Raw genomic sequence first — 12,055 nt, forward strand, 5'->3', positions numbered from 1 at the left:
GCCGGTTACGGGGGTAACGCGGATTTTACCCTGATGAATTCAGTGGGCCGTCTGGCTTCATTGGGTGGGATGTCGTTGGGGAGTCTGGCGGCATTTCCGGCATTTGATGCAATGCGCCAGGCATTACACATTCCAGGTGTTTGCAGGTGCCGACAATCGGCCTGCTCAGGTAACCCGACAGCAGGTCCTGGCGTGGCGCAGATATGTGTTGCATCAGCGCGGACTGAAAGGGGTGACCTGGAACAGTAAGATTGCGCATATGCGGTCAGTGTTTAATTTGGCGATAGAAGAAAAAATACTGCCCCAAACGGAAAACCCATTTATTGGTGTAGAGGTTAATGAGAACAAAAATAAAAAGAAAACATTGACCAAAAAACAACTGACAACCTTGTATCTCACGATGGGGCAATTTGAAGAGCGGGAACGACAGACAGGGGATAATCATCGTGCCCGCTGTGCATTATATCCGACCTGGTACTGGCTGACGGTATTGGATACGTTGCGTTATACCGGGATGCGGCAAAATCAGTTATTACATATCCGGCTCGGGGATATTGACCTGGATGAGCGCCGGATTATTCTTTGCTCTGAGGGGAGTAAGAACCATTATGAACACCAGGTGCCGGTGGTGAAATGGTTGTATCCGCGGCTGGAGATTTTGCTGGAACGTGCGCAAGCCGCTGGGGCAAAACCCAGTGATCCCCTGTTCTGTGTGAACTATTTTACCGCCAAAACAGACAGAGGAAATGAAACTGATCAATTACAGACGATAAAGTCATTCTTTCGTCGTTTGTCAAAGGAGTGTGGATTTGATGTGGGCCCCCACCGTTTCCGGCATACTTTGGCAACTGAACTGATGAAAGCGCCTGATCGTAATTTGCAAATGGTGCGCGGATTATTGGGGCATCGCAGTATTGCCACGACGATGGAATATATTGATATCAATCTGGATATTGCCGGGCGCGCGCTGGAGCGTGAGTTGATGCTGTATATTGATGTTGAGCCAGAAAGAGGCGAAATGCTAATCGGATAAAACAGAATATTCTCGCTGTTGTCTGAATTTGCCTTTTTCTACATAAATAATTCCCTGTTGCAAGATGGGGAATTTTTTTGAACCAATACAATCTTCCATAACTCACCTTCATCTGATCAATTGGGAAATCTTAACAACCGATATACAACATCGTGTTAATTAATTCGTTGATTTTAGTTTGGATGGCTTGACAGTTGCAATAGAACTTGTAAATATTGCGCTCGAACGAAAAAAGGACATCTGATTTCTCAGATATCCTGAATCTAGAACCTTTATACTTTATATCGAAGCGATGCAAGATCAAGTCAACTGAAACGATGCATTTAGGTTCCTATATTGAACGCCCGTCGAGTTTTTTAATCTCCCAACCAACGCACTTTGAATTGGTGCCCGGAGGCGGAATCGAACCACCGACACGAGGATTTTCAATCCTCTTGCTGAGATGTTGGTGTTTTGTAATCAATGTGAGAATTTTGTAATTAAGATACTGGGTTAGTACTTTTCATATTTCGAATTACTTAAATTCGAGTGTGTAAAATGAAAATACTTCCCGTAATTTCGCCTAAAGGTGGTGAAGGTAAATCCACACATGCCGCTAATCTAGCTGGTTTTCTTGCCGATGCCGGATTCAAAACTCTCCTTCTTGACGCTGATTATTCTCAACCCACTTCAAGCAGTATTTTTGCACTTGAGTACGAAGCCCCGACAGGTTTGTATGAGCTTCTTATGCAATCTGTTGATTTGGGTCAGAAAGACCAGATCATTTCCCGCTCTGTTATAAACAATCTGGATGTCATCATTTCCAATGATCCCGATGAACTCCTGCCTACGGCCATGCTTCATGCATCTGACGGACGTTTGCGACTGAAGAATATATTGCAGCATCCTCTGTTCAGCCAGTATGACGCTATCATCATTGATTCCAAAGGGGCTACTGGCGTCATGGCGGAGCTGGTTGTGCTGACGGCCACTGAATTTGTGTTGGGTGTGATTAAGCCCATTCTGCCGGATGTACGTGAATTTCTGCGGGGATCGTTGCGGATGTTGACGCGACTGCAACCGTTTGAAAATTATGGTATTCGATTACCTTTAATTCAGATACTGGCGAACAGCATTGAAGGCACCAATCTTGACCATGATACGTTGAATGAACTGGCCCATATTATCGAGCATAAACGTTACGATACGTCCTCTCTCGGCGGGCGAAGAGTATACCAACTGTTGAAAACTCGTATTGACCTGCTTGATATTTATAAGCTGGGTCACGTGCGTGCCCAGCCGTTCACCGCCTTGAATATAAAACCACCCGTAAAAGCCCTGCTGCGGCACAAACAATGCACTGTCTGGCCTGTGAGTTGTTCCCTGAATGGTATGAACAGTTTGATGCACTGATTGCGAATAAGGGGGCGAAGAATGCGTGACCCTTTTTCTTTACCGGATGGCATTGAACAACCGTATTCTTGCGATGCTGAACAAGCCGTTCTCGGTGGGTTGATGCTGGATAATGATCGATGGGATGAAATTGTACCACTGATACATGCTGATGATTTTTTCCTGCCTGCTCACCGACGGATTTATGGCGCTGTCGCAACCATGTTTGCGGCCAATTTGCCTGCTGATGTACTGACGTTATCTGAACGTTTGGAACAAAAGGAGCAACTAAAACAGGTTGGGGGATTTGCTTATTTAGCCGAACTCGGCAAAAACACACCGAGTGCTGCAAATATTGTTGCCTATGCGGAAATTGTTCAGGCCAAAAGTCGCTTGCGTCAGTTGATAACGCTGGGAAATGAGATGAGCGCTCAGGCTAGTCATCCCCGTGCTGAGTTTACTGACATTACTGAAATGGCTGAGCAGCGTTTATATACGCTGTCTGAGCAGAGAGCTGCACACCAAGATATTAGCTTGAAAGAAGGGCTGGGTTTACTTGATTGAAAAATTAGAGTAGGCCAATGGCGGTAATGGGGTAACGGGTACTCCGACAGGTTTTAGTGAACTGGATACCAAAACCTGTGGTCTTCAGCCGGGTGACCTTATCCTGCTGGCTGGCAGACCTTCGATGGGGAAAACCGCGCTGGCGTTGGCATTTGGTCAGGGCGCACTGGAGAGTGCGACAGAGACGGTTGTCCAGATTTTTAGTCTGGAAATGCCGATGGAGCAATTACTGGTGCGCCTGGTATCCATGTTAGAGCGTGTTCCGCTTGAACGTCTGCGCAGTGGCTTGATGGATGATGAAGACTGGGCGCGGGTTAGCAGAGCGATGGAGACGTTAATACAGTGGGAAAACCGGCTGATAATTGATGACAACAGTTACCAAACGCCTGCTTTATTGCGTGCACGTGCCCGCCAGAATGTCCGCAAATACGGTAAACCGTCACTGATTATCGTCGATTATTTGCAACTTATGCGTAGTCCAGGACAGGAAAACCGGACGCAGGAAATCGCAGAAATATCCCGTAGTCTGAAAGCGTTAGGCAAAGAGCTAGGTTGCCCGGTACTTGCCCTCTCATAACTTAATCGTCAACTGGAACAACGTTTAGATAAACGCCCCAACAACGGTGATTTGCGTGATTCTGGTGCGTTGGAACAGGATGCCGACCTGACTCTGTTTGTTTACCGGGATGAAGTGTATGAAACCAATACACCGGATATTGGGGTGGCAGAAATCATTATTGGTAAACAGCGCCAGGGGCCGATTGGAACAGTCAGAGTTCAGTTTGAGGGTACCTGTACCCGATTTAGTGATTTTCCGGTAGAGCGTGGTGACTTCGGCAGGGGGTATGCATGAGCAGACCTGGCAAGAATAAGCTTTCTTTAGGTGATGCATTACTGCAACAAGGCAAAACACCACAATTATCAGCCAGCCCCGTCGTTTTACCGGTCGCAGAGATACCGATGGTGCTGACGCTGGATGAGCTACGTCCCAATCCCGATAACCCCCGTTTTGATGATATTAAGGCTTCAATTCGGGCCAGAGGCCTGGACAGCGTACCAAAGATCACACGCAATCCTAATAGTGGGAATGAAAATATTTATATTTTCAGTGATGGCGGTAATACCCGTTATCAGATCTTAAGTGAATTGTGGCAGGAAACAGAAGAAGAACGTTTTTACCGCATTCCTTGTCTGCTTAAACCCTGGCCTGGACGATTGCACTGCGTCATCGGGCATCTGGCAGAAAACGAGGTTCGGGGTGATTTAATGTTTATCGAGAAAGCGTTTGGTGTTCGTAATGCCCGCGCTATTCACGAAGAACACTTAGGAAGGAGTGTAACACAAAGAGAACTGATGGGGTTGTTGAAACAAGGCGGGCTTCCGATCTCACAAACAAGTATTAGCCAGATGGATAACACTGTGCAATATTTGTATTCTTGTATACCCAATCTGTTGATATCTGGAATGGGGCGTCCACAAGCGACAAATATCTTGGCTTTGCGAACCGATGCCCAAAAAATCTGGAATACTTTCTCTGTCGGGTTGTCATGTGAAAAAGATTTCGATTCTGTTTTTAGTGAAGCCTGTCAGCGTCTTGATGATCCGGAAGCCTATTCTTTTGAAATATTACGGGATGAGCTGGTCTGGGAATTGCTGAAAGCTCTGCCGCATCCTGCACTTAACTATGACCGATGGCTGTTGGAGCTCGATCCAAAAGAACGAAATCGCCGCCAGTTATTTGGTGATCCCCCGCCTGTTGCTGACCATTTGCGGCAGGCAGATATGCAAGCCGCGTTAGTCTCCGAAGGTTTGGTACCGTTTGTCACCAAAAGTTCTGGGCAGGTTTCTGTATTAGAAACGCAATCGCCTGTGGCCGTTATCGAAAGTCAGGAAAATGAAGAGGCCGCTTTGCCTTCTAAAATTGAAGCTCAACCAGGTATGCATGGGGCACAGCCAACATTGTCGACAGTATCGGATTTGGATAAGGAAGATATTGAACCTTTAATCTCTTGGGGTCTAATTCCCCGCCGCTTGCGGCGTAAGCTAACATAATGAGCGAATACCTTCACAAAAGTCATAATGTCACCATCTTGATGTATCACCTGGTGTTACCAGCTAAGTACCGCAAGGTGGTTTTTGACTTACAGGTTGATGAAGTACTAAAAGATATTTGCCTTGAAATTGAGCAAAGGTATCAGTTGAAATTTTTGGAAATAGGTACAGACAAAGACCATGTGCATTTCTTGATCCAATCGGTGCCAACATATAGTGTGATAAAGATTGTAACGCTGATAAAAAGCCTGACAGCAAGAGAAATATTCAAACGTTGTCCTCAAGTGAAAAAGAAACTATGGGGCGGAGAATTTTGGACAGATGGATATTTTGCCCGCACAGTTGGTAAACATGGAAACGAACAGATGATTGGCAAATATGTTAAAAATCAAGGCAAAGAATATAACAAATTACACTCGGACTATCAGTTCACACTGTTTTAAGATACCCCGCTGCTTGCGGCGGGGTTCTTCATTTGAGTCAGATAGCTACATAGTGGTGCCAAAACGGAAGGGGCCACACTGACAAAACGGGGATAGCTGAGCAAGGTGGGAAAATCGTTGTGGTGATATTGCCAAATGTGTTCTAGATAAAAATGTTTAAAATCCCGGTAATGTGACAGATGAAAAAGGATCAAAATGGTCATGATTTCACTGGGATACAGGTGACCTTGTCGGCGGCGTAAACGATGCCCGCTATCGAGACAAACTAGTTCCCATTGAGGGATGAAAAAACGGCAAAAATCATCGACATCACAGAAAATTTCAACTAAGTTGTCCATAGCCTGTTCCTCCCCGGAGCTGTTTCGGCATGCACCAAAACACTGCTCCTGGAACAGGCTTCATGTCAATTTTTTATCCAGAATTCGGGTTAAAATACGATAGCCGATGATGATTAAACGTAATAAAAAACAGGCGTTAAAAGGGGTAAAAAACTGTTAAAACTCTGTACCGATTAAAACCATAAGTTAAAACAGTGACTTTTAATAATAGTTTAAAGCCTGCTCTGGTTTTATGGATATTTCAATTAAGAGCCTTGGAATGTGATATTTATGACCGTACCTTTAATCGACAGGCTCCAGTCGGGCAACCACAATTAACCCGGTGTCCCTCCAGTGCAACAGGTATTCCCTGTATATTGAACAAATTGGAGCCTTCCGCAATAGCCCCGGTTTGTTTACAGGCGGGACAAAATACCGGATCGCCTTTACGGGCAACCGCCAGTTGTTGGTTGACTAATCTTCCATAAGCTGTTCTACAAGTAACCTTCAGTCCTGATTCAGTGATAATAGCATCAGGTAGCTCGTTTGCCTGTGCCAACCGGTCAACTGTGGCGAGCTATTGCTCCAGTAATGTCAGCCGCTCATCCTGGTAACGGATCAAATCATCCTGATTTTCAGGCATAGTAAGTAGGTTGGTACGCTCATTGATGGAAAGAATTGAGCGGCGCGGCATAGTCAGTTATCCATTTTCAGATATTGATAGAGTGTTTCACGGCTAATACAGAACTCGCGCGCCAACTGCGTTTTCTTTTCACCGGCAGCAGCGCGACGCCGTAGTTCGGCACGGCGATCTGGTTCTAGTGCTTTCTTGCGCCCCTGGGAAGCCCCGCGTTGCTTAGCAAGTGCAATACCTTCGCGTTGTCGCTCGCGGATCAACGCACGTTCGAATTCGGCGAACGCTCCCATGACAGACAACATCAGGTTTGCCATCGGTGAATCTTCCCCAGTAAAACAGAGATGTTCTTTAACAAATTCGATGAGTACGCCGCGCCAGCGTTTGTACGATACAACGCAGATCGTCGAGATTGCGAGCCAGTCTATCCATACTATGTATCACGACGGTGTCGCCCTCACGTGCGAAACTGATGAGTGACTCCAATTGCGGGCGCTTCACGTCCTTTCCTGATGCCTTATCGGTAAAGGTTCGGTCAACCTGAATACCTTCAAGTTGTCGTTCTGGGTTTTGGTCGAACGTACTCACCCGGATGTAGCCAATGCGTTGTCCTTTCATGCTGATTTACCTTACACCAACTAACATGTTTTCAATCAAACGGGTCATTGTTTCTTTTTGCGTTGGTGCTGATTCCGCGACAAGCAACGCTAACGCAGCAAGCCCAATGTCGTTTATAACAGGCTGTCCATCTCGCATCAGTGCGTTGTTATTGCTGAGGAAGTCAACAAACAGAAAAGCAGCGGTACGTTTATTACCATCAGACAAAGGATGATTTTTGATGACGAAATACAGTAGATGTGCCGCTTTACGTTCAATAGTTGGATAAGCAGGCTCACCGAATACGGACTGGTCGAGATTGCCGAGAATAGCTTCGAGTGCATCACCGCGTTCAAGACCAAAAAGCTCACTGGCTTCATTCCGTGATATAAGATCTGCTTTCAACCCAGCGATGGAACATCTGACTTCGTCAATAGACGGCATAAGCCCGCCCGTTGTTCCCTTGGGCTCAATCAATGAACCTTCATCGTAGCGTTGCAATAGCAAGAAGGTTTGAATATAACGGCTAACAATTTCAACCGGACCTCTGCCGGTTTCGACAATGAGACTGGGAGATTGCGCAGTCTTCCTGACTAATGCCAACGCAGCTTCCAGTTCGGCTGCGTTGCGCTCGAAACGGGTGCGATCCAGCGACCACCCTTGCATCAAATGGTCGCGTAGAACACCGGTCGCCCATTGACGAAACAGCGTACCCCGTTTCGAATTGACGCGGTAGCCGACAGAAATGATGGCATCAAGATTGTAATGTTTGATTTTTCGGGAAACGGATCGATGCCCCTCGTGTTGAACTACCGAAAAATCCTCGGTAGTTGCTATTTCCGTCAATTCACCACTGGTATAAATGTTTTTAAGGTGCAGGCTAATGTTATCGGTCGATGTTTCTAAAATTTCCGCCAGTTGCCGTTGTGTGAGCCAAAGTGTATCGCCTTCCAGCCTTACCGAAACTTTATCCCCATTGCTTGGTTGATAAATGACAAGTTCGCCCATTTCATTGCTTTTTGTGTTCTGAAGTGTCAGGAAAGACTCTATGATCCCCTTTAATAAATGTCAATTAATGCATAATTGGGGTTATTCTGACATGTTTTACTTGGCGGAACTGACATCAGGATAGGGTATAGTTCAATTTGACACTCTTGACCAAATCAAAGTCAATCACTATGATTAACTTTGATTAAAATAAAACAAGAGGAGTCATTAGAATGAAGAGCAGCATGACACAAGCAGCAACCAAGGTACTGACCGTACACGTGCCACTCCCGATGGCTGACAAAGTTGACCAGATGGCAGCCCGACTTGAACGCTCACGTGGCTGGATCATGAAACAGGCGCTTTCCGCATGGATCGCCCAAGAAGAGGAACGTGATCGTCTGACCCAAGAAGCGTTGGCAGACGTGGATACCGGTCGAGTTATCGATCACCAGGCGGTGCAGGCTTGGGCTGACAGCCTCGGTACCGACCATCAACTGCCGGTGCCGCGTTGATGGAGCTTAAGTGGACCACTAAGGCGCTGTCAGATTTGGCGCGTTTGTATGAATTTCTGGCTCTGGCTAATAAGCCAGCTGCCGCTCGGGCGGTACAGTCGCTGACCCAGGCTCCGACGATTTTGCTAACTAATCCGCGTATTGGAGAGCAACTATTTCAGTTCGAGCCACGTGAGGTAAGGCGTATTTTGGTTGGCGAGTACGAGGTACGTTACGAAATTCTTGATTCGATGATCTACGTGCTGCGGTTGTGGCATACCCGAGAAGACCGTTGAGATGCAACGTCGCCAGCCACGAGCTGCCTGACGGTATGGGCTGCGGTTCCGGTTTAAATCGTGCACGAGGCTTAGCGAATTATAAGGACTTCCCCGAACAGTCAACGTCGGTTTTTTATTTTCTGTCTGACCATCTCTGAAATAAAGGGATAAGACTGCGGTACTATAAACGGTCATGATGAATTATCATCGATTCGGACCCTGATGAAAGACGCTCATGAGGTTCTCGTTCGCTAATCGGATAATTATATCCAGTACGATTTACAGAAATTCCTCACGGGGTCTAACCCTTTAACATCAACGCTTGCAGCCAGAAAAGGTAATTTTCTCTACAGACTTGTTTCAGGTATCTGATGCGGAATACAGTCTAAAGTCATCACCATAACTCAATGATGCCCAGCATAAACGGGCATTTTTTGCCGCAATAGCCACCGCTGCGCACCAGTAACCTCGTCGATTGATCAGTGAACTAACCCATCTACTGAATGGGTCTTGTTTATTTTCCACACCAATCATCACAGAACGTGCTCCCTGGACAAGTAAAGTACGCAGGTAACTGTCACCGGCTTTAGTGATTTTCCCCAAGCGGGATTTTCCTCCACTGCTGTACTGCGAGGGCGTTAGACCCAACCAAGCGGCCAGTTGACGGCCGTTTCTAAAATCATGGGCATCACCGATGCTGGCAACCAATGCACTCGCTGTTGTCGGACCAATCCCTTTGATTTTCATCAAATTTTTACTACGACTATCCTGATCGGCTATCTTTGCCAGAATACGATCATATTCACTAATTTTCAGCTCAATGGCATCAATATGCCCCAGCAGATCATCAACACACTGCCGAACCCAGCAAGGTAAGGCTTCCCTGTGTTCTGCGGCCAAATAACGAAGCTGTTCTGTGCGTTGCGGGGCAACGAGACCAAATTCAGATAGCAGGCCACGGAGCCGGTTATATAAAGCCGTTCTTTCTTCAATAAACCCCTGGCGAGTACGATGCAAACATTGCATCGATTGTTGTTCTTCATCTTTAACAGGGACAAAGCGCATATGCGGACGCTGGACAGCTTCACAGATGGCTAATGCATCGGCGGCATCATTTTTTCCAGCTTTACCCGCCAGACGATAGGGAGAAACAAATTTTGGGGCCATTAGCCGGACATCATGGCCGTACTGCCGGAACAACCTTGCCCAATAATGTGCGCCGGAGCAGGCTTCCATACCGATCAGGCAGGGCGGTAAATTAGCGATTAACTCAGGCAGCGCAGTCCTAGATACTTTGGGTTTAACAAGAACAGGTTTGCCGTTGTGTTCAATACCATGAACAGCAAAGGTGTTTTTTGCGAGATCGATACCCATAGTTGCGATGGTCATAATGAATCCCCTGTAATATGTTGGTTACTCCCCATGATGGCACGGAAAATCAACACAGTAACCAAATCGAGGGGAAGTCCCTTTCATTCGCTAAGCAAAATTCGTATGTTAGAAATACGCCTTTGGCACATAACCAAAGGTGCGTCCTTAACAGCTCGTGTTAGTTGTAGTTTACCGTGCAGGAATAGGTCGAAATGTACAGCGGCTGATATATAACTTAGCGCCCTCGAAATTTCTAACTTTCATTTGCATGGTAATCCTACAGTCTGCTGGAATATCCGCTCCCGCAGCATTGATATTGGTCGAGTCGCTGGCTACATCCATATCCATTACCCATGCATCATAACTATTCGGGATGGTGATGAGAAGACGCAGCGTGATTTATTTTTGCCAGCTAGACCAATTGAATCGGTTATATCTATACTGAATGGTGCTCACAATTCATCCTGAAGGTATATGTTCGCTCAAGGGAGCCAAGGTTGCACCAGAAATATATACTCCGTCTTCAGTTAATGAGGGCAGAGGGTGCGGATTTTCATCAGGGCTCATTGAAGCCGGATATATGTTTGCGACTACGTTGTCAAAAAAATTTACTCACCCACTTGAATTGAATCAGTGTCCATATATCTTATAGTCATCTCGGACTGAAAAGTCGCGGCGGGGCGTTGTGGTTCGAGTATTAAACGCGGAGCAATGTGTTGTCGTTGCAAAAGAGTTGCACCATTCCATTTGTTCGACTACGTTCAGTCATTCGTTAATTTCCCTATGCAATGTTTCATGAGATTTCAAATGGAGACGCTAAATGTGTAGCTATTAGTTACACAACTGCTATGATGACTGTCTACCAATTTGCTACACAGGTGATTTATGAGAACACAACCTAAAGAAACCCCGATCAACATCCGGGCTCAAGCCTTCCAGCGGGAGCTTATTGACCATGCAGCAAACCTGCACTCAAAGACCCGAACTGATTTCATCTTGGATGCTGCCTGCCGCGCAGCCGAAGAGGCCATACTTGATCAGCGCCACTTTTTCGTTAACGACGAAAAATATCATGCGTTCATGCAAATGCTGGAGCAACCGCTTTCTGATAATGCAGGTTTTAAAAAACTCATGGGATATAAAGCACCATGGGAATAAGCGCACCTGAAATATTAACAGCTGAACATAATATAAATGATTTTTATTGCCAGCATGAAACATTAAACGAATGGCTTTCACGCCGGGCTTTAAAAAATAATAAGCTCGGCGCGAGCCGCACATTTGTTATTTGCAAGGAAGGCACAAAAGACGTTATAGGTTATTATTGCCTAAGCGCCGGTTCAATTAATCATATTGAATCTACACCATCGCTTAAACGCAATATGCCAGATCCTATCCCTGTAGTGCTTCTCGGCCGTCTGGCTGTCGATATGGAACATCAGGGGAAGAAGCTCGGGGCATTGCTTCTCCAAGATGCCTGGAAGCGTATCGCCAGCACGGCGGAACAGGTGGGCATTTCAGCTATAATCGTCCACGCACTTGATGAGAGCGCCCGAACGTTCTATACGCGTCTTGGCTTCGCCCAGTCACCGTTGGAGCCATACACGCTGATGCTTCCATTAGGCAAACAGAACTAATTGTTGGTATTAAAGCCATCATAGCTCATGCCATGAACGCAAAATCCTGAACGTTCTACGGGCAGTACCGATTTGTACCAAGCGATTGCTATCCATTCCCACTATTTCAGCCCAAAAAGTGGTGTTGTCCAATCTAGAGAATGTAATGATCGGTGCGCTGGGCAAAGCTGTACTGATCTTGCGGGTGAAAGTCCCGTCGTAGAAAGGGATTAGCCAGACCACTATGTAGCGAGTCTTGCGTTTCCGGCGGTAACAAAGGAGATGAAGCGTAGACAGC

The 12,055-nt window shown here is 46.3% G+C and carries 12 protein-coding genes and 4 pseudogenes; 10 read left to right on the forward strand and 6 right to left on the reverse strand.

Translation table 11 applies throughout. The features are described 5' to 3' along the window. From C5470_RS23050 to tnpA, 6 genes and pseudogenes are all read left to right on the forward strand, one after another. Window positions 1-249: hypothetical protein (locus C5470_RS23050; protein ID WP_242688214.1), on the forward strand; the 249-nt coding region annotated here is incomplete at its 5' end. After that, window positions 206-1,033, forward strand: coding sequence for a tyrosine-type recombinase/integrase (locus C5470_RS20320; RefSeq protein ID WP_339917074.1), 828 nt, complete (start codon window positions 206-208; stop codon window positions 1,031-1,033). The genes C5470_RS23050 and C5470_RS20320, both read left to right, overlap by 44 nt. A 537-nt stretch (window positions 1,034-1,570) precedes the next feature. Then, window positions 1,571-2,454: pseudogene (locus C5470_RS20325) on the forward strand (ParA family protein). Further along, window positions 2,447-3,821 (forward strand): annotated as a pseudogene (dnaB-PI, locus tag C5470_RS20330) (SPI-7-type island replicative DNA helicase). Before C5470_RS20325 ends, dnaB-PI begins: the two co-directional pseudogenes overlap by 8 nt. After that, on the forward strand, window positions 3,818-5,020 hold the full coding sequence (locus C5470_RS20335; protein ID WP_166291541.1) for a ParB family protein: 1,203 nt from the start codon (window positions 3,818-3,820) through the stop codon (window positions 5,018-5,020). Before dnaB-PI ends, C5470_RS20335 begins: the two are co-directional and overlap by 4 nt. Next, entirely contained in the window at window positions 5,020-5,463 is a 444-nt protein-coding gene (tnpA, locus tag C5470_RS20340; protein WP_166291543.1) for an IS200/IS605 family transposase, read from the forward strand. Before C5470_RS20335 ends, tnpA begins: the two co-directional genes overlap by 1 nt. A 26-nt stretch (window positions 5,464-5,489) precedes the next feature. On the opposite strand, the pseudogene C5470_RS20345 reads toward tnpA, so the two are convergent. The 4 genes and pseudogenes from C5470_RS20345 to C5470_RS20360 all read right to left on the reverse strand — a co-directional run. Continuing rightward, window positions 5,490-5,801, reverse strand: a pseudogene (locus tag C5470_RS20345) (IS982 family transposase); the annotation flags it as partial. A 268-nt stretch (window positions 5,802-6,069) separates the two neighbouring features. Continuing rightward, window positions 6,070-6,291, reverse strand: a complete 222-nt coding sequence (locus C5470_RS20350) for a PAAR domain-containing protein (protein WP_242688225.1) — start codon at window positions 6,289-6,291, stop codon at window positions 6,070-6,072. Window positions 6,292-6,476: 185 nt separating this feature from the next. Then, window positions 6,477-7,032, reverse strand: a pseudogene (locus C5470_RS20355) (recombinase family protein). Window positions 7,033-7,038: 6 nt separating this feature from the next. Continuing rightward, window positions 7,039-8,019 (reverse strand): virulence RhuM family protein/type II toxin-antitoxin system death-on-curing family toxin, encoded by a 981-nt coding sequence (locus C5470_RS20360; RefSeq protein WP_166291545.1) that lies wholly within the window; start codon window positions 8,017-8,019, stop codon window positions 7,039-7,041. 212 nt (window positions 8,020-8,231) lie between these two features. Here C5470_RS20360 and C5470_RS20365 point away from each other — a divergent pair, with 212 nt between their 5' ends. Together C5470_RS20365 and C5470_RS20370 are read left to right on the forward strand one after the other, a co-directional pair. Further along, window positions 8,232-8,513: a CopG family ribbon-helix-helix protein gene (locus tag C5470_RS20365; protein WP_207627058.1), complete on the forward strand. Its 282-nt coding sequence runs from the start codon at window positions 8,232-8,234 to the stop codon at window positions 8,511-8,513. Then, complete coding sequence (locus C5470_RS20370) at window positions 8,513-8,788, forward strand: type II toxin-antitoxin system RelE/ParE family toxin (RefSeq protein WP_112877870.1); 276 nt, start codon at window positions 8,513-8,515, stop codon at window positions 8,786-8,788. The genes C5470_RS20365 and C5470_RS20370 overlap by 1 nt, the downstream gene beginning before the upstream one ends. 342 nt (window positions 8,789-9,130) lie before the next feature. Here C5470_RS20370 and C5470_RS20375 read toward each other — a convergent pair whose 3' ends face one another. Continuing rightward, window positions 9,131-10,159 (reverse strand): IS110 family RNA-guided transposase, encoded by a 1,029-nt coding sequence (locus C5470_RS20375; protein WP_166291547.1) that lies wholly within the window; start codon window positions 10,157-10,159, stop codon window positions 9,131-9,133. A gap of 867 nt (window positions 10,160-11,026) precedes the next feature. On the opposite strand from C5470_RS20375, the gene C5470_RS20380 reads away from it, so the two are divergent. Together C5470_RS20380 and C5470_RS20385 are read left to right on the forward strand one after the other, a co-directional pair. Beyond that, the gene (locus tag C5470_RS20380) at window positions 11,027-11,299 is read left to right on the forward strand and encodes a type II toxin-antitoxin system TacA family antitoxin (protein WP_166291549.1); all 273 of its coding nucleotides are present in this window, start codon (window positions 11,027-11,029) and stop codon (window positions 11,297-11,299) included. Continuing rightward, window positions 11,290-11,778 (forward strand): GNAT family N-acetyltransferase, encoded by a 489-nt coding sequence (locus C5470_RS20385; RefSeq protein WP_166291550.1) that lies wholly within the window; start codon window positions 11,290-11,292, stop codon window positions 11,776-11,778. The genes C5470_RS20380 and C5470_RS20385 overlap by 10 nt, the downstream gene beginning before the upstream one ends. 18 nt (window positions 11,779-11,796) lie before the next feature. On the opposite strand, the gene C5470_RS20390 is transcribed toward C5470_RS20385, so the two are convergent. After that, window positions 11,797-12,055, reverse strand: a 259-nt coding sequence (locus tag C5470_RS20390) for a hypothetical protein (protein ID WP_166291552.1), incomplete at its 5' end; no start/stop codon positions are given.

Origin of the sequence: Photorhabdus stackebrandtii (assembly GCF_011189495.1) — a bacterium.
Taxonomy (GTDB): Bacteria; Pseudomonadota; Gammaproteobacteria; order Enterobacterales; family Enterobacteriaceae; genus Photorhabdus; species Photorhabdus khanii.